Origin of the sequence: Nocardiopsis sp. NPDC058631 (genome assembly GCF_042716955.1) — a bacterium.
Taxonomy (GTDB): Bacteria; Actinomycetota; Actinomycetes; order Streptosporangiales; family Streptosporangiaceae; genus Nocardiopsis.
Genome location: NZ_JBHXQY010000012.1, coordinates 21,908 through 47,395, shown reverse-complemented (window position 1 = coordinate 47,395; position 25,488 = coordinate 21,908). Strand labels below are relative to the sequence as shown.

General features: G+C 71.9%; 23 protein-coding genes and 1 riboswitch. Of the genes, 13 read left to right on the top strand and 10 right to left on the bottom strand.

Translation table 11 applies throughout. The annotated features are described in order from the left end of the window. Positions 1 to 44: 44 nt before the first annotated feature. From ACFWTE_RS06675 to ACFWTE_RS06660, 4 genes are all read left to right on the top strand, one after another. Entirely contained in the window at positions 45 to 542 is a 498-nt protein-coding gene (locus tag ACFWTE_RS06675; protein ID WP_378778343.1) for a hypothetical protein, read from the top strand. A gap of 56 nt (positions 543 to 598) precedes the next feature. Next, positions 599 to 1,108, top strand: a complete 510-nt coding sequence (locus tag ACFWTE_RS06670) for a hypothetical protein (RefSeq protein WP_378778342.1) — start codon at positions 599 to 601, stop codon at positions 1,106 to 1,108. A gap of 99 nt (positions 1,109 to 1,207) precedes the next feature. After that, positions 1,208 to 1,765: a hypothetical protein gene (locus ACFWTE_RS06665; RefSeq protein WP_378778341.1), complete on the top strand. Its 558-nt coding sequence runs from the start codon at positions 1,208 to 1,210 to the stop codon at positions 1,763 to 1,765. A gap of 179 nt (positions 1,766 to 1,944) precedes the next feature. Next, positions 1,945 to 3,591 (top strand): DNA repair helicase XPB, encoded by a 1,647-nt coding sequence (locus tag ACFWTE_RS06660; RefSeq protein WP_378778340.1) that lies wholly within the window; start codon positions 1,945 to 1,947, stop codon positions 3,589 to 3,591. 238 nt (positions 3,592 to 3,829) lie between these two features. Here the strand turns inward: ACFWTE_RS06660 and ACFWTE_RS06655 are convergent, their stop codons facing one another. Then, positions 3,830 to 4,066, bottom strand: coding sequence for a hypothetical protein (locus tag ACFWTE_RS06655; RefSeq protein ID WP_378778339.1), 237 nt, complete (start codon positions 4,064 to 4,066; stop codon positions 3,830 to 3,832). Between the two features lie 226 nt (positions 4,067 to 4,292). Between ACFWTE_RS06655 and ACFWTE_RS06650 the strand changes: the two genes are divergently transcribed. Next, a complete protein-coding gene (locus tag ACFWTE_RS06650) occupies positions 4,293 to 5,300 on the top strand; it encodes a R2-like ligand-binding oxidase (protein WP_378778338.1) in 1,008 nt (335 codons plus the stop codon). 143 nt (positions 5,301 to 5,443) lie between these two features. On the opposite strand, the gene ACFWTE_RS06645 is transcribed toward ACFWTE_RS06650, so the two are convergent. Further along, positions 5,444 to 6,526 carry a zeta toxin family protein gene (locus ACFWTE_RS06645; RefSeq protein ID WP_378778337.1) on the bottom strand — a complete coding sequence of 361 codons (1,083 nt, stop codon included), beginning with the start codon at positions 6,524 to 6,526 and terminating at the stop codon, positions 5,444 to 5,446. A 127-nt stretch (positions 6,527 to 6,653) separates the two neighbouring features. Between ACFWTE_RS06645 and ACFWTE_RS06640 the strand changes: the two genes are divergently transcribed. The 3 genes from ACFWTE_RS06640 to ACFWTE_RS06630 all read left to right on the top strand — a co-directional run bounded on the left by ACFWTE_RS06640 (position 6,654) and on the right by ACFWTE_RS06630 (position 10,765). Beyond that, a complete protein-coding gene (locus ACFWTE_RS06640; RefSeq protein ID WP_378778336.1) occupies positions 6,654 to 7,085 on the top strand; it encodes an NUDIX domain-containing protein in 432 nt (143 codons plus the stop codon). A gap of 120 nt (positions 7,086 to 7,205) precedes the next feature. Further along, complete coding sequence (locus ACFWTE_RS06635; RefSeq protein WP_378778335.1) at positions 7,206 to 8,948, top strand: ABC transporter ATP-binding protein; 1,743 nt, start codon at positions 7,206 to 7,208, stop codon at positions 8,946 to 8,948. Beyond that, the gene (locus ACFWTE_RS06630) at positions 8,945 to 10,765 is read left to right on the top strand and encodes an ABC transporter ATP-binding protein (RefSeq protein WP_378778334.1); all 1,821 of its coding nucleotides are present in this window, start codon (positions 8,945 to 8,947) and stop codon (positions 10,763 to 10,765) included. The genes ACFWTE_RS06635 and ACFWTE_RS06630 overlap by 4 nt, the downstream gene beginning before the upstream one ends. A 141-nt stretch (positions 10,766 to 10,906) precedes the next feature. Here the strand turns inward: ACFWTE_RS06630 and ACFWTE_RS06625 are convergent, their stop codons facing one another. The 5 genes from ACFWTE_RS06625 to thrC form a co-directional block, all read right to left on the bottom strand. Beyond that, positions 10,907 to 11,173, bottom strand: a complete 267-nt coding sequence (locus tag ACFWTE_RS06625; RefSeq protein ID WP_378778333.1) for a Uma2 family endonuclease — start codon at positions 11,171 to 11,173, stop codon at positions 10,907 to 10,909. A gap of 563 nt (positions 11,174 to 11,736) precedes the next feature. Then, the gene (gene groL, locus ACFWTE_RS06620) at positions 11,737 to 13,368 is read right to left on the bottom strand and encodes a chaperonin GroEL (RefSeq protein WP_378778332.1); all 1,632 of its coding nucleotides are present in this window, start codon (positions 13,366 to 13,368) and stop codon (positions 11,737 to 11,739) included. A gap of 301 nt (positions 13,369 to 13,669) precedes the next feature. After that, positions 13,670 to 13,813, bottom strand: coding sequence for a hypothetical protein (locus tag ACFWTE_RS06615; protein ID WP_378778331.1), 144 nt, complete (start codon positions 13,811 to 13,813; stop codon positions 13,670 to 13,672). A gap of 83 nt (positions 13,814 to 13,896) precedes the next feature. Next, positions 13,897 to 14,175, bottom strand: coding sequence for a ubiquitin-like small modifier protein 1 (locus ACFWTE_RS06610; RefSeq protein ID WP_378778330.1), 279 nt, complete (start codon positions 14,173 to 14,175; stop codon positions 13,897 to 13,899). An 80-nt stretch (positions 14,176 to 14,255) separates the two neighbouring features. Beyond that, positions 14,256 to 15,515: a threonine synthase gene (thrC, locus tag ACFWTE_RS06605; RefSeq protein ID WP_378778329.1), complete on the bottom strand. Its 1,260-nt coding sequence runs from the start codon at positions 15,513 to 15,515 to the stop codon at positions 14,256 to 14,258. A gap of 13 nt (positions 15,516 to 15,528) precedes the next feature. Continuing rightward, positions 15,529 to 15,670: riboswitch (SAM riboswitch) on the bottom strand. Between the two features lie 303 nt (positions 15,671 to 15,973). Between thrC and ACFWTE_RS06600 the strand changes: the two genes are divergently transcribed. Beyond that, on the top strand, positions 15,974 to 17,410 hold the full coding sequence (locus ACFWTE_RS06600) for a trehalose-6-phosphate synthase (RefSeq protein WP_378778328.1): 1,437 nt from the start codon (positions 15,974 to 15,976) through the stop codon (positions 17,408 to 17,410). A gap of 94 nt (positions 17,411 to 17,504) precedes the next feature. Here ACFWTE_RS06600 and ACFWTE_RS06595 read toward each other — a convergent pair whose 3' ends face one another. Continuing rightward, on the bottom strand, positions 17,505 to 18,107 hold the full coding sequence (locus tag ACFWTE_RS06595; protein ID WP_378778327.1) for a GrpB family protein: 603 nt from the start codon (positions 18,105 to 18,107) through the stop codon (positions 17,505 to 17,507). 262 nt (positions 18,108 to 18,369) lie between these two features. Beyond that, positions 18,370 to 19,536, bottom strand: coding sequence for a S8 family serine peptidase (locus ACFWTE_RS06590; RefSeq protein ID WP_378778326.1), 1,167 nt, complete (start codon positions 19,534 to 19,536; stop codon positions 18,370 to 18,372). A 230-nt stretch (positions 19,537 to 19,766) separates the two neighbouring features. Here ACFWTE_RS06590 and ACFWTE_RS06585 point away from each other — a divergent pair, with 230 nt between their 5' ends. Together ACFWTE_RS06585 and otsB are read left to right on the top strand one after the other, a co-directional pair. Beyond that, positions 19,767 to 20,051 carry a DUF3263 domain-containing protein gene (locus tag ACFWTE_RS06585; RefSeq protein WP_267947912.1) on the top strand — a complete coding sequence of 95 codons (285 nt, stop codon included), beginning with the start codon at positions 19,767 to 19,769 and terminating at the stop codon, positions 20,049 to 20,051. A 305-nt stretch (positions 20,052 to 20,356) separates the two neighbouring features. Continuing rightward, on the top strand, positions 20,357 to 21,184 hold the full coding sequence (otsB, locus tag ACFWTE_RS06580; RefSeq protein WP_378778325.1) for a trehalose-phosphatase: 828 nt from the start codon (positions 20,357 to 20,359) through the stop codon (positions 21,182 to 21,184). On the opposite strand, the gene ACFWTE_RS06575 is transcribed toward otsB, so the two are convergent. Beyond that, positions 21,153 to 22,184 carry a serine hydrolase domain-containing protein gene (locus tag ACFWTE_RS06575; protein ID WP_378778324.1) on the bottom strand — a complete coding sequence of 344 codons (1,032 nt, stop codon included), beginning with the start codon at positions 22,182 to 22,184 and terminating at the stop codon, positions 21,153 to 21,155. The genes otsB and ACFWTE_RS06575 overlap by 32 nt on opposite strands. Before the next feature lie 190 nt (positions 22,185 to 22,374). On the opposite strand from ACFWTE_RS06575, the gene argJ reads away from it, so the two are divergent. Together argJ and ACFWTE_RS06565 are read left to right on the top strand one after the other, a co-directional pair. Continuing rightward, entirely contained in the window at positions 22,375 to 23,535 is a 1,161-nt protein-coding gene (gene argJ, locus ACFWTE_RS06570; protein ID WP_378778323.1) for a bifunctional glutamate N-acetyltransferase/amino-acid acetyltransferase ArgJ, read from the top strand. A gap of 155 nt (positions 23,536 to 23,690) precedes the next feature. Beyond that, positions 23,691 to 25,478, top strand: coding sequence for a CocE/NonD family hydrolase (locus ACFWTE_RS06565; RefSeq protein ID WP_378778322.1), 1,788 nt, complete (start codon positions 23,691 to 23,693; stop codon positions 25,476 to 25,478). Positions 25,479 to 25,488 lie beyond the last annotated feature (10 nt).

The window sequence follows — 25,488 nt, the reverse complement described above, 5'->3', positions numbered from 1 at the left end:
GTGGGGACGAGTTGGTCGACCCACCGACAGCGAGAGACACCCCCATGAGCGACACATCGCTGCCCCCCGGGGCATCGTCCCCCCGTGACCACGGACGTGACGACGACCGCGCCGGCGGCCGTGGAAGGGGCCGTGGGGCGGGGAACCGCGACCCGCAGAACCCTCCCCGCGGCAACGACCGGGACGACCTCGACGAACGGGACCGCCGTGGCGGTGACGACCGGGACGACTCCCGTGGGGAGACCCGGACGGTGCTTCCCGGCGGCTCCAACAGTTCGACCATGGCCCTCATCCTGCACGCGCTCACCTTCGTGTGCTGCGCGAACTGGTTGTTCGGGGTCGCCGGGATCGTGTTCGCGGTGCGTGCCGGCCACGCCCGCGACCGGGGCCGCCCGGAGCAGGCGGAGACGCTCACCCGCTACTCCTGGTACTGCCTGGGCGCAGCCGGGGTGATGCTCTTCGTGATGATGGTCCTGACGTTCGTGATGTTCACCCAGGCGGGCTCGTGGATCCAGGGGATCGTCCCGGTGACCAACTACTGACCGGTGCTTGGCGAACCGTGCCGCCGGGCGCCGGGTCCGCACGCAGCGGTCTGGGTATGCGGCAGTATGTGACGGCCGCGAGGGCGGCCTCGGCGACGACGGGAGGCGGGCGAGCGGTGATGAGCGGCCAGGGCGGACCCAAGGCCTTCTGGGAGCGGGAGCAGGGCTCCACTCTCGGCTCGGTACGCCCGACCGGGGCGCCCGGCGCACGGACCGCGCCCCCCGCCGGTCCTCCGACCGCCGGCTTCCCCTCGCGGGAGCACCTCCAGGCAGGTCCGACGGGTCCCCCGGCCCGGCTGGGCGGGGCGGTCGCGGCCCTCGTGGCGGCGGTGCTCAGCCTGGTGGTGCCCGCTCTGGGCCTGTACCTGGGGATGTGGTTCTTCCTCCTGGTGGCGAACCTGCCCGGTATCGGCTTCGGGATCATGGCGGTCGTGCGCAACCCGGACGCGGCGGAGGTCGAACGCTTCCTCCGGTACTCATGGGCGTGCAACTTCGCCTACGCCGTGCTGTCGGTGGTGTTCCTCATCCCGATCATGATCCTGGCGGTCATCCTCCTCAGCGTCTGACCGTCCGGTCCCCGCCGCGCGCCCGCCCCTCCCCCACCCGCCGTCATGCAGGACGGCGCCCCGCCATCCCCGTATCCACACGTTTCGGAGATCACGACCTTGAGTGAGAACTGGCAGCCCGGCCCTCCCGGCGACCCCTACGGCACCCCCGCGGGCGGACAGCCGGGATCGCACCCAGACCCCTACGGCAACCCGACGGACGGACAGCCGGGACCACCTGCGGACCCCTACGGCAACCCCTACCCCCAGCCGACCGGCGGCTACGGCGATCCCGGCGGGTACGGCGACCCTGCCGGATACGGCGCTCCCCAAGGTGGGTACGGCTCCCCCCAAGGTGGGTACGGCTCCCCGCCCGGCGCCTACGGCAACCCCGTACCCGGGTACGGCCACGCCGCGGAGCCGTACCGGGGGGCTCCGCCCCACCAGACGAGCTCGGTCTTCGCGCTGGTGGTGTCCATCCTCCTCGTGGTGAGCTGCTGCGGGGCCCTGGGTGTCGTCGGCCTCGTCTTCTCGGCACTCTCCATGGCGGAGAAGAACGACCAGGAGAAGGCGCGGCGCCACCTCCGTTACGCCTGGATCGCCAACGGGGTGGTCCTGGGCATCATGGCCGTCCTCGCATGCCTGATGGTCTTCTTCATCGCCACCTCCGAGACCTGACCTCCCGTCCGCTCCGTGACGGCTGACCGGCGCGGAGCATACGGGCGCGTGGGAACGAGAGGACACCGTTCCGGCGGGCGGGGGCGGCCCCGGGCGGGTCTTTCGGCCGCAGGGCATGATCAGGGGCCCGGACGCGTTGCACCTGAGGCCGCCCCCGACCCGCGAGATTGAAGGTCCGTGTGTCCTGCCTGATCGTCCAGTCCGACAAGACGCTCCTGCTCGAAGTCGACCATGAGCTCGCCGGTGAGTGCCGCCGAGCCATCGCGCCCTTCGCCGAGCTGGAACGTGCGCCCGAACACGTGCACACCTACCGGATCACGCCGCTCGCGCTGTGGAACTCCCGCGCCGCCGGGCACGACGCCGAGCAGGTCGTGGACGCCCTGATCCGCTTCTCCAGGTTCCCGGTGCCGCACTCCCTGCTGGTGGACATCACCGAGACCATGCAGCGCTACGGGCGGCTCCGCATCGTCGGCGACCCCGTGCACGGGCTGGTCCTGGAGTCCTCCGACCGGGCCGTCCTGGAGGAGGTCGTACGGGCGAAGAAGCTCAAGGGCATGCTGGGCGACCGGTTGGACGAGGACTCGGTGTCCGTGCACCCCAGCGAGCGCGGCAACCTCAAGCAGGCGCTGCTGAAGATCGGCTGGCCCGCGGAGGACCTCGCCGGGTACGTCGACGGCGAGGCCCACACCATCGATCTTGACCAGGACGGCTGGGAGCTGCGCGGGTACCAGAAGGAGGCCGCGGAGAGCTTCCACGCCGGCGGGTCCGGCGTGGTCGTGCTGCCCTGCGGGGCGGGCAAGACCGTGGTGGGCGCGGCCGCGATGGCGCTCACCGGTGCGACCACCCTCATCCTGGTGACGAACACCGTGTCGGTGCACCAGTGGAAGACGGAGCTGCTGAAGCGCACGTCCCTGACCGAGGACGAGATCGGCGAGTACTCGGGCACACGCAAGGACATCCGGCCGGTCACGATCGCGACCTACCAGGTGATGGCCGCCAAGCGGAAGGGCGTGTTCACGCACCTGGAGCTGTTCGACGCCCGCGACTGGGGACTCGTGGTCTACGACGAGGTGCACCTGCTGCCCGCGCCGATCTTCCGGATGACCGCGAGCCTCCAGGCCCGGCGCCGCCTGGGGCTCACCGCGACACTGGTGCGGGAGGACGGGCGCGAGGGTGACGTGTTCTCGCTCATCGGCCCGAAGCGCTACGACGCCCCGTGGAAGGACATGGAGAACCAGGGGTGGATCGCCCCGGCGGACTGCGTGGAGGTCCGGGTGGACCTCTCGAACTCCGAGCGCCTGGCCTACGCGACCGCCGAACCGGAGGACCGGTACCGGTTCTGCGCGTCGTCCGAGACCAAGACCTCGGTGGTGCGCAAGATCGTGGAGCGCCACCCGGAGGAGCAGGTGCTGGTCATCGGCTCCTACATCGACCAGCTGGACGAGCTGGGCACCTCCCTGGGCGCCCCGGTGATCAAGGGCGAGACCCGCAACAAGGAGCGCGAGAGGCTGTTCGACGCCTTCCGCTCCGGTGAGCTGCGCACGCTGGTGGTCTCCAAGGTCGCCAACTTCTCCATCGACCTGCCCGAGGCCGGTGTGGCGGTGCAGGTGTCGGGCTCCTTCGGGTCCCGCCAGGAGGAGGCGCAGCGACTGGGGCGGGTCCTGCGGCCCAAGGCGGACGGCCGTGCCGCGCGCTTCTACGCGGTGGTGGCCCGGGACACCCTCGACCAGGACTACGCGGCGCACCGCCAGCGCTTCCTCGCCGAGCAGGGGTACGCGTACCGGATCACCGACGCGTCGGACCTGCTGGCCGGCGAGGAGATCTAGGCCGTGTTCCGCGGATCATTCCGGGCTCGCAACCGCCAGGCTGCCTCTCGCTGCGCCGACCACGCTTGGACAGCCAGACCCGGGCTGACCTGCGCTACTCGTCTTGCGAGAGATTGCCTGGAGGCCGCTCGCGGCGATCGGCGCAAGCGCCGAATCAACCGAAAGCATCCACGGAACACGCCCTAGGGCGGGGCCTCCCGCCGCCTCGGCCCGTGGCCGGGCCCGGGTTCCGGGACCCTCAGACGGAGGGCAGGCCGCCCATGACGTAGGTGCCCGCGGCGATGCCCCACGCCACCAGCGAGTAGCTGAGGGTGCGGGTGCGCAGGATCCGGTCCCCGCGGACGGACGGGGCTGTGAAGGCGGCCATGAGGAGCACCATCCCGAGAAGCGCGGGAATGGCGGAGGCCAGCGCGAACAGCTGGGTCTGGGCGGCGCAGGCGGCGTAACCGGCGGTGCCGGGATCACCACAGAACACGTCGTCCCCCGATCGGATCGTTCAGTGCGAGCGGTACCCAACGACCGTACCGCTCCGGAGAGGGGTGGATCGCCGGTGATGCCGACCACGGCGGTGCGAGGTGCGCATTCGGGCCCTCCTGGCCGAACCGAATTCGGCTTCCGAGTGACCCACGCCACTCATCCCCTTTACACGAGACCCCATCGTGTCCAATCATGAGGAGAGCCCACCCCCAGGAGGTCCCCCCATGCCCGACGAGCCCGCCCCCGCCCCCGGGCCCCCGCACCGCTCCCCCGGCGCGCACCGGACAGGGTTCCACTCACTCCGAAGCGGCGGCCTGAACTGGGACTCCCTGCCCCTCAAGCTGTTCGCCAAGGGCAACGCCCGCTTCTGGAACCCGGTGGACATCGACCTCAGCCGGGACGCCGAGGACTGGGAGAAGCTCGGAGGGGAGGCGCGCGAACGCATCCTGCGGCTGTGCGCGTTCTTCGTGGCGGGTGAGGAGGCCGTGACCGAGGACCTCCAGCCGTTCCTGCGCGCGATGGCGGCGGAGGGCAGGCTCGGCGACGAGATGTACCTGACCCAGTTCGCCTTCGAGGAGGCCAAGCACGTGCAGGCGTTCCGGCTGTGGCTGGACGCCCTCGGTGTGTACGAGGACCTCCACGAGCACGTGGACGCCAACCCGGGCTACCGGGCGCTGTTCTACGAGGAGCTGCCCGCTTCGCTGGAGGCGCTCATGGACGACCCGGGCCCCCGGAACCAGGTGCGGGCGTCGGTGACCTACAACCACATCATCGAGGGCTCTTTGGCGCTCACCGGCTACTACGCGTGGAACCACGTGTGCACGGTCCGGGACATCTTCCCCGGGATGCGGCAGATCGTGCGGAGGATCGGCGACGACGAGCGCCGGCACATGGCGTGGGGCACCTTCACGTGCCGCAGGCACGTCGCGGCCGACGACGCCAACTGGGAGGTGGTGCGGGAGCGGCTCGACGAGCTGCTGCCGCACGTGATGTCGACGGTGGCGCGGGGCGAGGAGCCGTCCCGCAGCTCCGGGGCGCAGCACTACGAGCTGCCGCCGGGCGAGCTGCTGGAGTACGCCGGGGACCGGGCGCTGCGGCGGCTCGGGGCGATCGGGTCCGCGCGGGGGGTTCCGCTGTCGCGGATCGACCTGGACGCCGCCCCGGAGGAGCTGGAGGAGAGGTTCGGGGAGGAGGACCGGGAGGCCATGGCCAGGCTGACCGCGCGGAGGTAGCGGGCCGACCGGAACCGTTACCGGTGTGACGCGAGGGCCTCAGACCCGGTGACCCTGTATTTGGAGCGGGTGTGGGCTCCCACACCCGCTCCAAGTACGAGATCTCCCGGCCCACCGGCCGGTGGCCCCTTCCGGTCACCGCGTCAGGGGGCGTCGGCTCCTCTGCGCCAGAGCTCACGCCGACCGCGCTCGGCCTCCAGGGCTATCCGGCCGAAGGGCTCGGTCCGCCAGTCGCCGTCCCGCAGATGGTTGGCGTAGAGCACCTCCCCGTCGCGGGAGAGGACGTAGAGGGAGTCCACGAGCCGGTGGGTCTCCAAAAACTCCACCGTGTTGGGAACCCCCATGTAGAAGCGATCGTGGTGGAGCTCCGGCATGACCCGGCCGAACCCCTGGTGCGCCCGGGCCCGCGCGTGGCGGTCGGCGAGCGCGTGGCGGCTGTTGGAGGCGTGGGTGGCCACGAACGCCACCTCGACCCGGTACCCGGCGTCGCGGAACCCTCCGACCCAGGAGGCCGCCCAGTCGGCCCGGCCCAGCGGGTGGCTGCACACGACGTCCACCCGTCCGGCGCGCACGTACTCCATGGCGAGTCCGTGCAGGCCGCCGACCTGTCGGGCGAGGGAGACCGAGGCGGCCGCGTCGTCCGCGCCCATCGCCCACTCGTAGTCGGGCGCGAGCCGCAGGAGGTCGTCGCCGTCGTAGCTGACGGTGCCCTCCGGCAGGACGGGCAGGACGAGGCGTTGCAGGGTGGACTTGCCCGCCCCCGGCTGGCCGCCGAGGAGCAGCAGCCGGGGGTGTTCGCGGGCGGTGCCGGTGAGGCGGTCGCGGAGGGCGAGGTCGAACAGTGCGCCCAGCTCGGCGTCGTCCAGGACGCGGCCGGGGTCCCGTGGTGTGGCCCCGTCGCGGACCGGCACCGGTTCGGCGCGCAGCCCGGCGACGACTCCGGGCAGTTCCGCGTTGACCGCGTCGACCTCGTCCGGGGTGAGAAAGGGAAGGCGGGCCTCCTCCGCGAGGAGGGCGGCCGCCCTCCCCCTGAGATCCGGCCGGATGCCGGCGCGGCCCAGGCAGGCGCCGACGGCCGCGCTGTACAGGTTGTACGCCTGTTCGCGGGCCTTTCTGCCGGCATCGTCCTGCGGGGGGACCCCACCGCTGGAACTGTCCGCGAGGAGCGGCCCGACGGTCGCTCCGGCGGACTCCCCTCCGCGGGTTCCGTGGGTTCGCGTCGTCATGCCGCCTGCCCTCCCGGGCCCCGGGGTGCCGGGGCCGCCCTGTGTTCGCCGCTGTCCGGATGCTAGTCCTTCGGGGCGCCCGGCGGACGCGGGTTCGGAGGTTCCCTCCCCGTCCTACAGTGGGCCCATGTCCTCGACCCCACCGGCACAGCCCGGTACCCCCGCTGTGATCGACGCCCTGGCCTGGGTCCACGTGCGTGACGGACGGCTCCTGTGCGTGCGCACCGAAGGCGTCGACCTGTTCTACCTCCCCGGCGGCAAGCGCGAGCCCGGCGAGAGCGACGAGGCGGCCGTGGCGCGCGAGGCCCGGGAGGAGGTCGGCGTGGTGCTCCGCCCGGGGACGTTCCGCCGGGTGACGGTCATCGACGAACTGGCCTACGACAAGGCCCCGGGGACGCGGGTGCGGCTGGCCTGCTACTCCGCCGAGCACGACGGCGAGCCCGCGGTGGCCAACGAGATCGCCGAACTGGACTGGATCGGCTTCTCGGAGCGGGAGCGGTGCGCCCCGGCGGTGCGCCGCCTGATCGAGACGCTCCACGCGCAGGGCACCCTCGCCTGACCTCGGAGGCCGCGACCGCGCCATGCCGGGCACCCCCGCCCACCAGGCACGATCGGGCGGACCGGGGCCCCGGAAAAACCAGTGGCCCCGCCACGGCCGCCCGGTTACAGTCCGAGAACTGTGCGTGTACTTCCCCAGCCTCCGGGGCTCCCCGACCACCGTTCGGCCGACCGCTTCCTGCTGTGGCTCGCCCGCGCGGAGTGGCGATCGCTCGCCTGGGCGGGGGTCGTGAACGGCGCCTACAAGCTCTGCGGCGTCCTCATGTCCGCGGCCATCGGCGCCACACTGGACTCCGACGTGGTGGAGGGCGACCCCGGGTCGCTCCTCACCTGGTTCGGTGTCTTCACCGCGCTGACCCTGCTGAGCGCGGCCCTCGTCCCGCTCTGCAGCAGAGCCATGGCCTTCAACTGGTACACGGCCGCCTACCGGACCGCGCAGGTCACCATCGCGCGGTCCGCCGCCCTGGGCCCCACCCTCACCCGGCGGCTGCCGTCGGGCGAGGTGGTCGCGGTCGGTACGGACGACATCGACCGGCTGGGCGACTTCTACGAGAACTTCGCGCTCGTCCCCGCCGCGGTCATGACGGTCGGCGCGGTGAGCGCCCTCATGCTCTCGTCGCACGTCACGTTCGGCCTGATCGTGCTCGTCGCGGTTCCGGTGATGATGGTCGGCATGGTGCCGCTGCTGCGCCCCTTCTCCCGGCGCCAGGAACACCACCGCACCAGGCAGGCCGAGCTGACCACGCGGGCCACCGACCTGGTCGCCGGGCTGCGGGTGCTGCGGGGCGTGGGCGGGGAGCGGACCGTCGGCGACCGCTACCGGGACGAGTCCCAGCGCGTGCGCGCCGCCGGTGTGCGGGTGGGATGGATGGACGCCGCCCTCCAAGCGGTCCGCGAGCTGTATCCGGGGCTGCTGCTGGTGGGCATCGTCTGGTACGGCGCCCGTCTGGCCCTCGCCGGGGAGATCACCGTGGGTCAGCTGGTGGCGTTCTACGGGTACACGGGCAACCTGGCCGTGGCGGTGCGGTACCTGATGCACGCCTCCTCACTCCTCATCTCGGCCCGGGTCGCGGCGGGGCGTGTGGTGCGCGTGCTCTCGCTGGAGCACGACCACCCCGACCCCGAGCACCCGGCGGAGGCCCCCGCCGCCCCGTGCGACCTGCGCGACCCCTCCAGCGGGGTCGTCGTGGCCGCGGGGCGTACCACCGGGGTGGTGTGCTCGGACGCTGCCGGGGCGACCGCTCTCGCCGAGCGCCTGGGCCGGTACCGCGACGAGGACGGCGCGGACGCCCTGCTCGTCGAGCGGGAGACCGCGCGGGAGGTGCGCCTGCGCGACCTGCCGCTGCGCGACGTGCGCCGCCGCGTGCTGGTCGCGTTTAACAGCGCCCACCTCTTCTCCGGCAGGCTCCGGGAGGAGCTGTCCCCCGACAGCGGGCTGTCCGACGACCGCCTCGCCGCGGTGGTCCGGGCCGCCTACGCCGACGACGTCGTGCACCAGTCCCCGGCGGGGTTCGAGGCGCTGCTCACCGAGCGCGGTCGCGAGTACTCCGGCGGCCAGCAGCAGCGCCTCCGGCTCGCGAGGGCGTTCGGCCTGGACCCCGAGATCCTGGTCCTGGTCGAACCGGCCTCCGCCGTGGACGCCCACTCCGAGGCGGCCATCGGCGAACGGCTGGCCGCCGAGCGCCAGGGACGCACCACCGCCCTGGTCACCACCAGCCCCCTCCTGCTCGACCACACCGACCACGTGCTGTTCGTGGACGGCGGGAGCGTCGTCGCCGAGGGCACCCACCGGGACCTGCTCGCGGCCGTCCCCGACTACGCCGCCACCGTCCTGCGCACCGTCTCCACGGGTGGGAAGCCATGACCCGGACCTCCACGCACACCACACCCCTCGCGGCCCCGCCCGAGCGGCCCCCGGCGCAGCAGGCCGCGACCGCCGCGCTGCCGGTCGCGTCGGGTCCCATGGTCTGGGCGCGGCTGCGCCGGGCCGGACGCGACCACGGCCGAGCGCTCCTGGGCGTCGTGCTCCTGTACGGGGCGGGGGCACTGGCCGCGCTGGTCGCCCCGTGGGTGCTCGGCATGGTCGTCGACGCGGTCCGCGCGGGAGCCGCCCCGGAACGGGTCGACCTGCTCGCCGTGGTGATCGTCGTCAGCCTGGTGTTCCACGCCGGGTTCACGCTCGTGTCGGTGGCGCAGTCGATCCGCTTCGGCGAGGGGGTGCTGGCCGAGCTGCGCGAGGAGTTCGTCCGCGCGGTCCTGCGCCTGCCGCTCGGAACGGTGGAGAGCGCCGGGACCGGTGACCTCGTGGCCAGGTCCGGCCGCGACATCGGGCACCTGAGCCATACGGTGCGCCAGTCGGTCCCGGTCGTGGCGGTGAGCACGGTGACGGTGGCCGTCATCATGACCGCGATCAGCCTGCTGCACCCCGCGCTGCTCCTGGCCTGGGTGCCGTCCCTGCTGATCATCTGGGTGTCCACCCGCTGGTACTCCCGCCGGGCCCCCGACGGGTACGTCAGGGAGCTGGCGGCCTACTCGGACCTGACGCAGAGCGTCACGGACACCGTGGAGGGGGCGCACACCCTGGAGTCGCTGGGACGCCAGATCCGCCAGACCGCGCGGGCCGACGACATGGTGCACCGCGCCTACCTGGCCGAGAGGTACACGCTGTGGCTGCGGTGCGCGTGGTACCCGCCGCTGGAGTTCGCCTACCTGTTCGCGACCGCGTGCACGTTCCTGGTGGCGGGCCACCTGTACGCGGACGGCCTGGTGAGCGTCGGCCAGATCGCCACCGCCGTGTTCCTCTCCCTGCAGATGGCGAGGCCGGTGGAGCAGCTGATAGACCAGGTGGACAGCCTGATGATGGGCTTCACGAGCCTGCGGCGCCTGCTCGGGGTGCGGCTCGCCGAGGAGCGGACGGCCTCCGAGGAGGGGACCGGGGAGCACGTTCCGGGGGCGGTGGAGGTGCGTGGCGCCCGGTTCGGCTACACCGGCAAGGAGGTCCTGCACGGGGTGGACCTGGTGCTGCGACCGGGTGAGCGGCTGGCGGTGGTCGGGCCGAGCGGGGCGGGCAAGTCGACGCTGGGCAAGCTGGTCGCGGGCGTCCACGGGCCGACCTCCGGGAGCGTCCGGGTCGGCGGGGTGGACATGGCGGGGCTGTCGCCCGAGCTGCGGCGCGAACGGGTGATCCTCCTGAGCCAGGAGAGCCACGTGTTCCGGGGCACCGTGACCGAGAACCTGGCGCTGGCCCTGGACGCCGCCGACGTGGACCGGGACCGGCTGTGGGAGGCGCTGGCCGCGGTGGACGCCGACGCGTGGGTGCGGTCCCTACCGGAGGGCCTGGACACGCGGGTGGGGTCGGGGCACCTCCCGCTGGACCCGGCCCACGTGCAGCAGCTCGCGCTGGCCCGGGTGGTACTCGCCGATCCGGAGGTGCTGGTGCTGGACGAGGCGACGTCGCTGATGGACCCGGGGTCGGCCCGTCACCTGGAGCGGTCGCTGGCCGGGGTGCTGTCGGGTCGCACGGTGGTGGCGATCGCGCACCGGTTGCACACGGCGCACGACGCCGACCGGATCGCCGTGGTGGAGGACGGGCTGATCAGCGAGCTGGGCAGCCATGACGAGCTGCTGGCCCGGGGTGGTTCGTACGCCGACCTGTGGCACGCCTGGCACGGGGACGCCTGAGGCCGCACGCGGCCCTGGCCGTTGAGGGGAGCGCCGTCGACGGGAAGGCCTGATCGGCGATCCCCCGCGCACACCGGCCCCGGCACGGCGGCACCGGACACGCACGGCACCGCGGTCGGGCCCACGTCCGGTCCGGTGTTCTCAGGAGGGCCACAGCTCGGGGCGGGGGAACCTGGAGGTGTCGAGCTCCACGCCGAACGGCTCGGGCAACCGGATCTTCTCGCCGAACTCCACGGTCGTGGCGTGGTTGTACCGGCCGTTTCCGGGCTGTTCGTAGAGCGTGACCGACGGACCCGCCTCATCCCACGCGTCGATCAGCAGATAGAGCGGGACCGGCGCGTGCGCGTAGCCCCACAGCTTCTTTCTCCGGTCGATGTCCATGCTGCTCCGGGACACGATCTCGACCACCAGTTCCGCCTCGTCCCCGGGCAGGGGGTCCTGGACGGATCGAGGACGACGGACTCGGGCATGACCACGAGGTCCGGCACGTACAAGCGCTCGATGACCGGTAGCTGGATGCCAAGGGTCTGGTACACGTCCCAGTCATCGGGGATGATGCTGCCGAGTGCCCGGTTCACTCGGACCGCGATGTAGTTGTGGGGGTCAGATGGGGGGGCCGCGAGCACGACTCCGTTGTCATCGATGATCTCGGCCCGCCAGCCGTCGGGCACATCCAGCTCTCGCCAGGTGCTCAGCAGGTAGTCCCACCGCGACAACCCCATCGCCGGGGCGGCTTCCGTCATAGCCAGACCCATTTCGCCTCGCACCTTCGGACAGGAAGCGCAACGCTCCGTGTCCCCGTCCACCCGACACTTCGCAGAATAGCCATGGCCCTCCTCGAAGGACAGTCCGCGCGCCCGGCGATCCCCCGCGCACACCGGCCCCGGACACAGCGAAACCGGGCGGCCCCGAAGGGCCGCCCGGTCGTCGCGGGCGAGGTCGCGTATCGGACCCCTGAACTCCAGGAGGTCCTAGAAGTCCATGCCGCCCATGCCACCGGTCGGGTCGCCGGCCGGAGCCGACGCCTTCTCCGGCTTCTCGGCGATGACGACCTCGGTGGTCAGGAACAGACCGGCGATGGAAGCCGCGTTCTGGAGGGCGGAGCGGGTGACCTTGGTCGGGTCGATGACGCCGTCCTTGAACAGGTCGGTGTACTCACCGGTGGCGGCGTTGAGGCCGAAACCGGGCTCCAGGTTGCGGACCTTCTCCGCCACGACGCCGCCCTCAAGGCCGGCGTTGATGGCGATCTGCTTGAGCGGCTCCGCGATGGCGCGACGGACGATGTCGGCGCCGATGGCCTCGTCACCGTCCAGGTCGAGCTTCGCGAACGCGGGGACGCTGGCCTGCAGCAGCGCGACGCCACCGCCGGGCAGGATGCCCTCCTCGACCGCGGCCTTGGCGTTGCGGACGGCGTCCTCGATGCGGTGCTTGCGCTCCTTGAGCTCCACCTCGGTCGCGGCACCGGCCTTGATGACGGCCACGCCGCCGGCCAGGCGGGCGAGACGCTCCTGGAGCTTCTCGCGGTCGTAGTCGGAGTCGGTGCGCTCGATCTCGTTGCGGATCTCGTTCACGCGACCGGCGATCGCGGTGGCGTCACCGGAACCGTCCACGATGGTGGTCTCGTCCTTGGTGACGACGACCTTGCGGGCACGGCCGAGCATGTCGAGCTCGGTGTTCTCCAGCTTGAGGCCGACCTCCTCGGTGACGACCTGGCCGCCGGTCAGCACGGCGATGTCGCCGAGCTGGGCCTTGCGGCGGTCACCGAAGCCCGGAGCCTTGACGGCGACGGACTTGAAGGTGCCGCGGATCTTGTTGACGATCAGCGTCTGGAGGGCGCCGCCCTCCAGGTCCTCGGCGATGACGACGAGCGGGCGACCGGCCTGGAGGACCTTCTCCACGACGGGCAGGAACTCGTTGTTGTTCGAGATCTTGGAGTTGACGATGAGGATGTAGGGGTCCTCAAGGACCGTCTCCATGCGCTCAAGGTCGGTGGCGAAGTAGGGCGAGATGTAGCCCTTGTCGAAGCGCATGCCCTCGGCGAGCTCCAGCTCAAGCCCGAAGGTCTGCCCCTCCTCGACGGTGATGACGCCTTCCTTGCCGACCTTGTCCATCGCCTCGGCGATGGTCTCGCCGATCTGGGGGTCGCCGGCGGAGATCGAGGCGGTGGAGGCGATCTGCTCCTTGGTCTCGATGTCCTTGGAGAGGTTGCCGAGCTCCTCGTTGATGCGAGCGACGGCGGCCTCGATGCCGCGCTTGAGGCTGATCGGGTTGGCGCCGGCGGCTACGTTGCGCAGCCCCTCGCGGACGAGGGCCTGGGCGAGCACGGTGGCGGTGGTGGTGCCGTCACCCGCGACGTCGTCCGTCTTCTTGGCCACCTCCTTGACCAGCTCGGCCCCGATCTTCTCCCACGGGTCTTCGAGCTCGATCTCCTTGGCGATGGAGACACCGTCGTTGGTGATCGTGGGGGCGCCCCACTTCTTCTCCAGAACGACGTTGCGACCCTTCGGGCCGAGCGTGACCTTGACGGCGTCCGCGAGCTGGTTCATACCGCGCTCGAGGCCGCGACGGGCCTCCTCGTCGAACGCGATCAATTTGGCTGCCATTGAGTTCTTGTCCTCCCGTGACCGGGCTGATACGCGATGGGACGAGGCATGCGCCCGCGACGGACGACCGGAGCGCACCGACAACCCTGCTGTCGGTTGCCACGGTCTCGCAGCCTCGATCCGGTTAGCACTCTAGGAAGACGAGTGCTAACCAGATCCCTTTTTAGCACTCGGCCATGGAGAGTGCAAACGATGTGGTCACGATTTCCCCTCCTCCCATAGCAGCCCCTACCTGCACATACAACCCATGGTGAGCTGTTTTCCGCGCTCAGCGGACAGACGCCGCCACCCTTCGTGCCTGCTAGGGCCGTGTTCTGCGGATACCGCCCGTCGCGCAGCAGGGTGAGTACTCGCCGAACACGCCCCCGGACGGGCCGAACCCCAGCGGGACGTCGGTCGCGTACAGCGGGTGGAGGATGCCGGGACGCGGCGAGGGGGCGGCCACGGCCTTCCCGCGTCTCGCGGAAATGACGGGCCGCCCCCTCGCGGGCGGTGCGGGCCGGCGCCGGTCGGCGCGCGGCGAACCGGTCAGCAGCCCCCGGCGACCGCCGGGATGATCGAGACCTTGGCGCCGTCGGCGATCTCGGTCTGGAGGCCCTTCTCGAAGCGCACGTCCTCGTCGCCGACGTACACGTTGACGAAGCGGCGCACCTTGCCGTCCTCGCCGAGGATGCGGGCGCGGATGCCCGGGTAGTTGGCCTCCAGGTCGTCGAGGAGTTCGGCGAGGGTGGCGCCCTTCGCCTCGACCTCGGAGGCGTCGTCGGTGTAGGTGCGCAGGATGGTGGGGACGCGGACGCTGGCGCTCATGGCGGAGTTCTTCCTTCTGCTGTGGGGCGGAGGGCCGGCGGGCGGCCCTCCGGGGTGGCCGGAGGTTTCCGGGACGGCGGTCAGACCAGGCCCGCGTCGGTGAAGGCGCTCAGGGACGGCTTGATCGTGGCGGTCACACCGGCGTCCACCGCGTTGAGGGTCTTGAGCCCGTCACCGGTGTTGAGCACGACCGTCTGGGCCTTGGGGTCGAGCCTGCCCTCGCGCACCAGCTTGCGGAGCACACCCGTGGTGACGCCGCCCGCCGTCTCGGCGAAGACGCCCTCGGTGCGGGCGAGGAGCTTGATGGCGTCGACGATCTCGTCGTCGTTCACGTGCTCCACGGAGCCGCCCGTGCGCTGGGCGATGTCGAGCACGTACGGCCCGTCCGCCGGGTTGCCGATGGCCAGCGACTTGGCGATGGTGTCGGGCTTGACCGGCTGGATGACGTCGATGCCCTTCTCCCAGGCCTGCGCGACCGGGGAGCACCCCGTGGCCTGGGCGCCGAAGATCCGGTACGGGCTGTCCTCGACCAGGCCGAGCTTGATCAGCTCCTGGAAGCCCTTGTCGATCTTGGTGAGCTGGGACCCGGAGGCGATCGGGATGACGATCTGTTCCGGCAGCCGCCAGCCGAGCTGCTCGGCGATCTCGTAGGCCAGCGTCTTGGAGCCCTCGCCGTAGTAGGGGCGCAGGTTGACGTTGACGAACCCCCAGCCCTCGCCGACCGGGTCGCCGATCAGCTCGGAGCAGAAGCGGTTGACGTCGTCGTAGTTGCCGTCGATGGCGACGACCTTGCCGCCGTAGACGGCGGCCATGACGACCTTGGCCTCCTCCAGCCCCGCGGGGATGAACACGCAGGACTCGAACCCGGCTCGCGCGGCGGCGGCGCCGACCGCACCGGCCAGGTTGCCCGTGGAGGAGCAGGACAGGGTGGTGAAGCCGAAGGTGCGGGCCGCCTCGACGGCGATCGCGACCACGCGGTCCTTGAAGGAGTGCGTGGGGTTGCCGGAGTCGTCCTTGACGTACAGGGAGTCGATGCCCAGCTCGGCGGCGAGGCGGTCGGCCTTCACCAGCGGTGTCAGGCCGGGGGCCATGTTGGGCAGCTCGGCGACGTGGGCCGGGACCGGCAGGAGGGAGCGGTAGCGCCAGATGTTGTTGGGGCCGCTCTCGATGTCGGCCCGGGTGACGTTCCCGAACTCGTAGGCCACCTCTAGGGGGCCGAAACAGAACTCGCAGGCGAACTGGGGCGTGAGCTCGTAGCGCCGGCCGCATTCGCGACAGGAGAGCGCGGTTCCGGGGCCGAAGGCGCGGACGGAGGTGGGTTCGGTGGCGGTCATCGCCATAGCGAGGCGTCTCCCCTCATCTTTCCTGGCGGACACCTTGTCCCCAGGCCGGAGTTGGCACCTGCCCCAGCCGCCTCACGGGTTCGTGAGTAGTGCGCGCTGAGATGGTTGCCGGGGCTTCGCAGGGCCGGTCCCTCCACCCCTCTGGATGAGCAATATGAAGTTGTGGGCGGTCCTGTCGGATCCGCACCGTCACTGTAACGGACGCGTTGACCGGTTTTCCACGGCTGGTGATCCGGGTAACACGATCTCGCTCACATGCTGAGACGCCACCGGTCAGCGCGCCCGGTGTGCACGTGCTCCGTTTCGGGGCGGTGACGCCCCGCGTCGTCGGCCCCGGACGGGTTTGGGGCGGCTGCCGACCGGCGAGACATAAGATGCGTCCCGCTTCCGCGTGGGCTCCGCCCCACCGCCGACGGCAGCGACCGCCCCATCCGCAGCTTCGAGAGGACGACCACGTGGACAAGGCACAGATCCTCATTGCCTCCAACAGGGGACCAGTGTCCTTCTCGACCGCCGAGGACGGTTCCCTGGAACAACGCCGGGGCGGGGGCGGGCTCGTGTCCGGGATGATCTCCGTGGCCACGGAGATCGACAGCATCTGGGTGTGCGCCGCCCTGTCCGACGCCGACAGGCGGGCGGCGGCGGAGGCCCCGGAGTCCCGGCTGGACCTGGCGTACGACCTCGACGGCATGCGGGTCCACATGCTGGACATCCCGGAGCGGACCTTCCAGGGGGCCTACACCGGGGTCGCCAACTCGACCCTGTGGTTCGTGCAGCACATGCTGTACGACATCCCGAACAAGCCGTCCTTCGGTTCGGAGTTCCGGCGGCTGTGGGAGGACTACACCGCCTACAACAACGCGTTCGCCGAGGCCCTGGTGGCCGGCGCCGCCGACAACGCCCGCGTGGCCGTGCAGGACTACCACCTGGCGCTGGTGCCGCGCATCCTGCGCGCCCGCCGCCCCGACCTGCGTATCGCGCACTTCTCGCACACGCCGTGGGCGCCGCCGGAGTACTTCCGGATGCTGCCCGACCAGGTCGCCCGCGACCTGCTGGAGGGCATGCTCGGTGCGGATCGGCTGGGCTTCCTGAGTCCCCGCTGGGCGGACGCGTTCCTGCGCTGCTGCGCCGAGATCCTGCGCGCGGAGGTGGACTTCACGCAGAGGACCGTCGAGTACGGCGGCAGGCTCATCGCGGTGGGCGTGCACGCGCTCGGGGCGGACGAGGAGGGGCTGCGCGAGAGCGCCGCCGAGCCGGCCGTGGCCGTGCGCCGCAGGACCCTGGAGGAGACGGTCGGCGACACGCGGCTCATCGTGCGGGTGGACCGCACCGAGCTGTCCAAGAACATCGTGCGCGGCCTGGAGGCGTACCGGGAGCTGCTGACCGCCCATCCGGAGTGGCGGGGCCGGGTGACGCACCTGGCGTTCGCCTACCCGAGCCGGGGCGACGTGCCCGAGTACCGCGAGTACACCGACTCGGTGCTGCGGACCGCCGAGGAGATCAACGAGGAGTTCGCGACCCCCGGGTGGACGCCGCTGGTGCTGGAGGTCAACGACGACTACCCGCGTTCGCTGGCGTCGTTCCAGCTGGCCGACGTCCTGTTGGTCAACCCGACCCGGGACGGCATGAACCTGGTGGCCAAGGAGGGGCCGGTGCTGTCGGAGCGCGACTCGGTGCTGGTGCTCTCCCGCGAGGCGGGCGCCGCCGACGAGCTGGGACGGCACGCGCTGCTGGTCAACCCCTACGACACCCTGGAGACGGCGGAGGCGCTGCACCAAGCCCTGTCGATGCCGGAGGACGAGCGCAGGAAGCGGCGGGAGGGGCTGGCCGAGGCGGCTGTCGCCCTGCCTCCGCGCCGGTGGTTCCAGGACCAGCTGCGCTCCCTGGGCTGAGCGCGGCGGGTCGGGGCGGGCGCCGGGACCCGGCCCCCGGGAGGGGCCGGGGGTGTTCCTCGCGGCGGGGGCGCCCCGCACCGCGTCACGCGGGTCAGCTGCCCGAGAGCGCCGTCCGCCGGGCCTGTGCCTCGGCGAGGATCTGCTTCACGACGGCGGTCTTGGCGTCGGCGTAGTCCTGGATGCGGCTCCAGGTGCGTTCGGCCAGTTCGCGTTTGACCGCGGTGTAGCGTTCGCGCGCGTCGGCGTCGGCGATGAGGTGGTCGCGGAAGAGGCGCATCCGCTCCACCTCCGCGCATCCCTCACCGAACACGTGCAGGTTGAGGTTGATGTCCGGGCCCTTGAGGACCCTGTGCTCGTACCAGTCGGGCTCCCTGATCACCAGGGAGTACCCGGCGGCCTCCAGGTCGGACAGGTAGGCGGACTCGTCCGCGGGGTCGGCGACGACCAGCAGCAGGTCGACGCACGGCTTCGCGGCCATGTCGGGGACGGCGGTGGAACCGACGTGTTCGAAGAGGAGGACGCGGTCACCGAGGGCGGCGCGCACCTTCGCCGACTCGCGTTTGAAGAGGTAGGGCCATTTGGCGTCGTACTCAGAGATGTGGACACGGCCGTTGACGAGGTTGCGGGACTCGGGTGAGGACCCGACCCGCGGAGCACCTCGTGAGGGCAACGGCGATGCTTCAAGGGGTGACATTCTCCAAAGCCTTGTCCCCTCGCGTGCCCGCGTCAAGAGCGTCCGGGCGTGCTTACATATGCACGCGCAGACGTTACATCACAGGCTGTGTGACCTGGGTGACGACCCGCAACACTTCCCACCCCGAGGGCTCACGAAGAGCTCTCCCGGAGGGTGCCCTCCGAGGGGGTCGTGGGGTTCCCGCGGGATTCGGGCCGCCGGTAGGGAGCGTTTCGGGGCGCCGAGTGGTCGTCGGCGCCCCGGGGACGGGCGCAGGGGCCGGTCAGTTGCCGCGCGTCTTGCGGCGGCGACCGCCCCTCTGCTTGCGGCGGCCGTTGGACGGGGCCTCGGCGGCGCGCTCGGCGGCGATCTGCGCGTCCTCCTCGCGGCGCTCGGCCTTCACCCCGTAGGGGTCGGCGGTGGAGCGGCGGAGCCACACGACCAGCAGGAGGACCCCGAGGACGAGGACGGCGCCGACCGTGAGGAACCACGCCCAGACGGGCACGCCCTGCGACTGCTCCCCCTCGTTCACGAGGTCCTCGTCGATCAGCGGGATGTCCTGGGCGGTATCGGCCGCCTGCGCCTGCGCGGTGGGCAGGTGCAGGGCGGGCAGCCCGCCGGGGCCCTGCTGCGCGCCCTGGACCAGGGCCTCGCGGACCTGCTCGGGGCGCAGCTGCGGGTAGTCGGCGCGGAGCAGCGCGGCCGCACCGGCGGCCACGGCGGCCGCGTAGGGGGTACCGGTGACCTGGACCTGTCCCATGTCCGGTCCGGCGGTCTCCAGGTCGGCGCCGGGAGCGGTCAGCTCGACCCCTTCGGCGGCGGGCGAGCCCGGGATGAGGTCGCCGCCCTCGGTGGTTCCGGCGACCGTGAGCACGCTGGCGTCCTCGCCGCCCCCCGCCGGGCCGACGACCAGCGCGCCGTTCTGGACGGCCTCCCGGGTGGCGTCCGTCAGGTCGACGGATCCGTCCGTCTCCGGCAGCAGGATGACCTGGGCTCCCTCGTTCGCCGCGAAACGGACGGCGTCGTCCAGCTCGTCCTGGGTGGGAAGCACGAGGAGGGTGGAGGCGGGCGCGACCCCGAGCACGCCGCCGTCGGCGTCCATGCCGTGGCCGTGTCCCCCGACCAGGGCCGCCGCTCCGCTGCCGGTCTCGGGGTCGCCGCCCTCCCCGAACTGCGTGTCGACCGTGAGGTTGTCCACCAGGTCGGGGTGGTCCTCGTAGACGGAGATCCCGGGCAGACCTACGGTGATGCCCTGGCCCTGGGTGTCCGGCCACACTTCCTGTGCGCCGATCGACTGGAGGCCCCACTGCTCCGGTCGGAAGTCCGGTTGGCCGTCGGCCGCGGCGGGGACCGCCGTCAGGCCGAGGACGGTGACGGCCGCGCATGCCGCGGCGGTTGCGCCACGAACATGGCGTGTGTGTGTCCTGTCACGACTGTTGCCCCCGAGCACGTCTGGCTCCCTCGAACGATGCGGTCGACGTTCCACGCGGCCCTCCCCGGACCTCCACAATCCTGTCACGAGCACAGGATTCCGGCGTGGACAAGTGGCCTCGGGGGTAGAAAACGTAACTGTATCCCTGGTGCCAGTCCTGTGTTTCGGGGTCCGCGTACGGCATGGCGAGTCGCTAGCATGAGTCGCGCCGATCCGGACAAACCAATTTCCCGTCCAGGGGGTGTCCCATGCCGAATATCGGTCCGACCGGAGACGGTCAGTCGGCCCTCGCCGAACGCGAACAGCGCATCCTCGCCTTCGAACGCCAGTGGTGGAAGTTCGAGGGCTCCAAGGAACAGGCGATCCGTGACGAGTTCGGGTTCTCCGCGACCCGTTACTACCAACTGCTGAACGGGCTGGTGGAACGCCCCGAGGCTCTGGCCTTCGACCCGATGACCGTCAAGCGCCTGCGTCGGCTTCGCGCCGACCGCCGCCGACAGCGCAACGCACGTCAGCTCGGCATCCAACTCTGAACCCTTGTCCCTCTTCTCTTTTCGGTCACATGGACGCGGTACCCGCTGAGGGCAGCGGTCTCACCCCTGCGGGCTGCGTTCTCCACCGGATCCTCACCGAATCCCCTCGGGCGTGTCGTACGGGCCATCCCCGGCGTACCGCCCCCTTCCCGGTCAGGGACACCGACCGCCGCCGGGGACACAGAAGCACGACCGGGCGCCCATCCGCGCGAGCCCGGCCCGGGCGGGAGCGCGCGGACGGTCCGGCGCCCCGCCCGTCCCACTCCGTTTCGCCCGCGTACGCGGCTTCACCGGAAAGGCTTTCCATGAACCTGCCCCGACCGAGCACGGACGCCGGACGCACCGGGCTCGACGCCTTCGTCGCCGTGCCCGGGCGCGCCCTGGCCGCCTTCGACTTCGACGGCACGCTCGCACCGATCGTCGCCGACCCGCGCACGTCCGCCCCCTATCCGGGGATCGTGGAGACCCTCGCCGACCTGGCCGGGCTGATCGGCTCGGTCGCCGTGATCACCGGGAGGCCCGCCGCCACGGCGGTCCGGATGGGCGGTTTGGAGCGGGTCCCCGGTATCACCGTGCTCGGCCACTACGGCGCCGAGCACTGGAGGGACGGGCACGTCGTCGCCGCCGAGCCGCCGCCCGGCGTGGCCCTCGTCCGGGAGGAGCTTCCCGACCTGGTCGCCCGCACGGGCGCACCGGAGGGCACCTGGATCGAGGACAAGGGCCGGTCGTTGAGCGTGCACACCCGGCGCACCGCCGATCCCGACGGTGCGCTCGCCCTGCTCACCCCCGCCCTGACCGCCCTGGCCGAGCGGGCGGACCTCCAGGTGGAGCCGGGGCGGATGGTCGTCGAACTCCGTCCACAGGGTGTGGACAAGGGTGCGACCCTCACCGCCCTCGTCGAGGAGACCGGTGCGCGCGCCGTGCTCTACGCCGGCGACGACCTCGGCGACCTCCCCGCGTTCGGGGCCGTGGCCGCCCTGCGCGGGCAGGGCGTCCCCGGTCTGACCGTGTGCTCCTCCTCCGACGAGGTCACCGCGGTGGCCGACGCCTCCGACCTGGTCGTCCCCGGCCCCGCCGGTCTGGCGGAGCTGCTCGACGGACTCACGGAGGCGATCCGTGCGCCTGGGGCGTGAGCGCCGACCGTGCCGCCGAGCGCAGGTCCCCCAACCCGACCCGGTCGCGTCCGTAGTGCACCGCGTTGGTGAGCACACCCACGTACCGTCCGCTGTCCGGGTGCAGGAACAGGCTCGTCCCCGTGAACCCGTTGTGGTAGACCACCCCCTCGGGGGTGATCAGCCAGCCCAGCCCCCGCCACAGGCGCTGGCCCGCGTCGACGTGCGGCTGCCAGCTCGTCCGCACGAACGGCGAGGGGACCGGGCCGGGCCCTCCCTCGTGCATCCGCAGCACCTCCCGGGCGAACGCCCCCACGTCGATGGCGGTCGAGAACGCGCCCGCGTGCCCCGCGACCCCGCCCATCAGCGCCGCCGCCTCGTCGTGCACCACCCCCCAGGCGGGCGCGGCTCCCGGCAGGCGGCGCTCGGTGGGCGCCACGGCCGGTGACCGCGCCACCGGCCCGAAGGTCGTCGAACGCATCCCCAGCTCATCCCACAGGTCTGCGGCAAGCCGGTCCAGGCTGATGCCGTAGAGGCGTTCCAGGAGCAGGCCGAGCAGGATGAACCCCCGGTCGACGTACTGGTAGCCGGGGTCCTCCAACGGGTCGGCGAGGATGGCCTCCCCCAGGTCCTGGCCGGTACCCACGTACCGTTCCAGCCACGTCACCGGATTGAGCCGGCTGGTGTGGGTGAGGATCTGCCGCGCGGTCACCCGGGCCCCTGGCAGCCCCTCCGCGGGCAGATATTCGGACATCGGTGCGTCCAGGTCCAAAATCCCCTCGGCGACCGCCTGCCCGACCAACGGCCAGGTCGCCATGACCTTGGTCAGGCTCGCCACGTCGTAGGCGACGTCCGGCGCGGTGTCGTTCTCACCGTCGATCCGGCCCACGGCGACGAACTCCCACATGCCGCCGGTGCCGATGACGGCCGCGCCGCCCGGCAGCCACCCGGCGTCCACCATCACTTTCAGGACGCCCCGAATCTGCGCCCCGGTCTCCGTGAGCCAGTCACCATCACGCACAACACGCCTCCCCCCGGGTGGTATCACACTCGGCGGATACCCCGTTATCCGGTTGTTGTCACACGGGAGGTTTCCCTGCGCAGGACGAAACCCGAGCAGGTCACGGCCGTAATGGGGCCCGGTGACCGCGGGGGCACGAGCCCGGGGACGCCGGAGTAGTGTGGCGCCGGAGAAGCCCCCGAGGAGGACCATGAGCAACCAGACCCCCGTACCCGCCGGGTTCCGCAGCGTGGCCGGAAACATCGGGATCAAGGACCCGAAGGACGACTTCTTCGCGGTGGTGTCGGAGGTTCCCGCGCACGTGTCGGCCGTGTTCACCCGGTCCCGGTTCGCCGGGCCCAGTGTGATACTCAGCCGTGAGACGGCCGCGGACGGCCGCGCGCGCGGCGTCACCGTGATCGCCCGCAACGCGAACGTCGCCACCGGCCGGGCCGGCGACAACCACGCCCGCGAACTACAGGAGGGCGTGGCCCGCGCCGCCGGGGTGCGCCCGGAGGAGATCCTGGTCGCGTCGACCGGCGTGATCGGGCACCCCTACCCGATGGAGAAGGTGCGCACCCACCTGGCGGGCCTGCCCGCGCGGTTCCCCCCGGCGGACCTGGACCGGGCGGCGGGGGCGATGATGACCACCGACACCCGCCCCAAGGCCGCCTCCGCTCGGGTGGGCGGGGCGACCGTGACGGGCATCGCCAAGGGCGTCGGCATGATCGAGCCGAACATGGCGACCATGCTGGCCTGGTTCTTCACCGACGCCGAGCTGGAGCAGCCCGTGCTCGACGAGGTGTTCCGCCGGGTGGTGGACCGGACGTTCAACGCCCTGAGCATCGACACCGACACCTCCACCAGCGACTCGGCGGCGGTGTTCGCGAACGGGTTGGCGGGGCCCGTGGACACCGCCGCGTTCGAGGCGGCCCTGTACGAGGTGGCCCTGAAGCTGGTGCGCATGATCGCCTCGGACGGCGAGGGCGCCAGCAAGCTCCTGGAGGTGCGCGTCACCGGTGCGCGCGACGACGCCCAGGCCAAACTCGTCGCGAAGACCGTCGTGAACTCGCCCCTGGTCAAGACCGCGGTGCACGGCGCCGACCCGAACTGGGGCCGGGTGGCGATGGCCGTCGGCAAGTGCGAGCAGGAGACCGACATCTCGCCGGAGAACGTGCGGATCGTCTTCGGCGACGTGGAGACCTACCCCGCCGAGCCCACGGACGAGGTCCTGGAGCGCGCCTCCCGGCACATGAAGGGCGACGAGGTCCTGATCGGCGTCGACCTGGGGATCGGCGCAGGCGGGTTCACGGCCTACGGCTGCGACCTGACCGAGGGCTACATCCGGATCAACGCCGACTACACCACCTGAGGCGCCCGGAGCCGATAGGGGCGGGCGGGACGCCCGGCGGGAGACCCGCCGGGTGTCCGCCGTCGACCCTGCGGCGCGGCAGGGCTCCTTCGAGCGGCGCCCCGCCGCCCGAAAAGCGATGTCGCCGCCAGGGCCCCTGTGCCAGACTCCGCGCCATGACGATCGACACGGCGCGCCGCCTCCAGGCCCTGTACGTTCCGGTCGGCGACGGCGTCCGACTCGCCGCCGACGTGTGGCTACCGGTCGAACGGATCGCCGCGGAAGGCGCCGTCGGCACGGTCGTCCGGGCCACCCGCTACCACCGCTCACAGGTTCCACCGGGCCCCGGTCCCGCGGAGGACTCCAACCGGCCGGAGGGGGACCTGTGGAACGAGGCCGGCTTCGCACTGGTCGTGGTCGACGCACGCGGTACCGGTGCGTCGTTCGGGAGCCGCTCCGGCGAACTCGGTGAGCGCGAGATCGCGGACTACGGGGAGGTCGTCGACTGGGTGGCCGCGCAGCCCTGGTCCAACGGCCGCGTCGGCTTCTACGGCACCTCGTACGAGGGGCAGGCCGCCGAGCTGGTGGCCGGGCTCCGCAACCCCCACGTCGTCGCCGCCGCCGCGCTGTTCAGCCCGTACGACCCGTACCGGCAGCTCTTCTACCCGGGCGGGAGCGCCACCTCGGGCAGGTTCGCCCGGTGGATGTGCGAGAGCCGCCTCAAGGACGGTGTCGCCGGCTCCTCCGCGGAACTCGCCGCGCTCACGGGGCTGCCTCCGGAGTCCGTCCCGCTCCCGCCGCCGGTCAAGCCCGTGGACGGACCGGACGGCCCCGCCCTGCTGGAGGAGGCCGTCGGAGAGCACCAGGACAACGTCGACGTGAGCGCCCTCCTGGACCGGGTGCCCTGCCGCGACGACGGGGTCGAGGGGCTCGACTGGAAGGCCACCGCCCCGGCCTCCCACCGGGGGGAGACCGAGGCGTCGGACGTCCCCCTGCTGATCCGCGCGGGCTGGATCGACGGAGCCTTCGCGGCAGGGGCACTGATGCGGTTCGCGGCGCTCGGCAACCACCAGGAGGTCGAGATCGGCCCCTGGGACCACGGCGGGAGGGCCCTGGTGGACCCGCTGCGCCCGGCCGGTGTCTTGGAGGGGGACAGGTTCGGCCCCGAGGGCCAAGGCCGCCGCCTCGTGGACTTCTTCGCGAGGTACCTGCGGCGGGACAGCCGGGACGGGCGGCCCGGGGGGCGCGGCAAGCTGGGTTTTTGCACCCTCGGGACCGAGGAGTGGCGGACCGTCGGCTCGTGGCCGCCGGAGGGGCTGGGTACGCGACGCTGGTACCCGGGGCCGCGGGGCGGCCTCACGGAGGAGCCGGGGCCGCGGACGACCCTGCGGTACCGCGTCGACCCCGCCACGTCGTCGGGGGGCACCAACCGGTGGCTCGCCGGTGAGTCCGGACGGGGAGCCGCGTACCCCGGCCGCGGTGCGGCCGACGAGGCCCTCCCCTCCTTCACCACCCCGCCCTTCCCCGACGGGATCCGGGTTCTCGGGTTCCCCTTGGTGGCGCTCCGGCTCGCGACGACGGGGTCGGACGGAGCCGTCTACGTCTACCTCGACGACGTGGGCCCCGACGGCGTGGTCTCCTACCTGACCGAGGGGTGCCTGCGGTTCGTCCACCGGGGGACGGCCGGGCCCGCCGGACCAGCGGGCCTCGGGGTGCCGCGGAGCTTCACCCGGGCCGACAGACTGCCGGTCGTCCCGGGGCGGTTCCTCCACCTCGCCGTGGAACTCCTGCCCGTCTCCTTCGTCCTGCGGGCCGGTCACCGGATCAGGGTCTCGGTGGCGGGCCATGACGCTTCGTGTTTCGCGCGTTACGGCCCGCCGGACGAGACCTTCACCCTCGCGCTGGGCGAGGACTCCTACCTGGACCTCCCGGTCCTGGCCCCGGCCGAGGGGACCGGCCCGTGACCACGGGGTG

Bases quoted from the DNA above. Each gene is read 5' to 3' on its own strand.
- ACFWTE_RS06645 (WP_378778337.1), bottom strand. From the start codon at position 6,526: ATGACGACGCGAACCCACGGAACCCGCGGAGGGGAGTCCGCCGGAGCG.
- ACFWTE_RS06640 (WP_378778336.1), top strand. From the start codon at position 6,654: ATGTCCTCGACCCCACCGGCACAGCCCGGTACCCCCGCTGTGATCGAC.
- ACFWTE_RS06675 (WP_378778343.1), top strand. From the start codon at position 45: ATGAGCGACACATCGCTGCCCCCCGGGGCATCGTCCCCCCGTGACCAC.
- ACFWTE_RS06565 (WP_378778322.1), top strand. From the start codon at position 23,691: ATGACGATCGACACGGCGCGCCGCCTCCAGGCCCTGTACGTTCCGGTC.
- thrC (WP_378778329.1), bottom strand. From the start codon at position 15,515: ATGGCGATGACCGCCACCGAACCCACCTCCGTCCGCGCCTTCGGCCCC.
- ACFWTE_RS06670 (WP_378778342.1), top strand. From the start codon at position 599: ATGCGGCAGTATGTGACGGCCGCGAGGGCGGCCTCGGCGACGACGGGA.
- ACFWTE_RS06630 (WP_378778334.1), top strand. From the start codon at position 8,945: ATGACCCGGACCTCCACGCACACCACACCCCTCGCGGCCCCGCCCGAG.
- groL (WP_378778332.1), bottom strand. From the start codon at position 13,368: ATGGCAGCCAAATTGATCGCGTTCGACGAGGAGGCCCGTCGCGGCCTC.
- otsB (WP_378778325.1), top strand. From the start codon at position 20,357: ATGAACCTGCCCCGACCGAGCACGGACGCCGGACGCACCGGGCTCGAC.
- ACFWTE_RS06585 (WP_267947912.1), top strand. From the start codon at position 19,767: ATGCCGAATATCGGTCCGACCGGAGACGGTCAGTCGGCCCTCGCCGAA.
- ACFWTE_RS06595 (WP_378778327.1), bottom strand. From the start codon at position 18,107: ATGTCACCCCTTGAAGCATCGCCGTTGCCCTCACGAGGTGCTCCGCGG.
- ACFWTE_RS06610 (WP_378778330.1), bottom strand. From the start codon at position 14,175: ATGAGCGCCAGCGTCCGCGTCCCCACCATCCTGCGCACCTACACCGAC.
- argJ (WP_378778323.1), top strand. From the start codon at position 22,375: ATGAGCAACCAGACCCCCGTACCCGCCGGGTTCCGCAGCGTGGCCGGA.
- ACFWTE_RS06650 (WP_378778338.1), top strand. From the start codon at position 4,293: ATGCCCGACGAGCCCGCCCCCGCCCCCGGGCCCCCGCACCGCTCCCCC.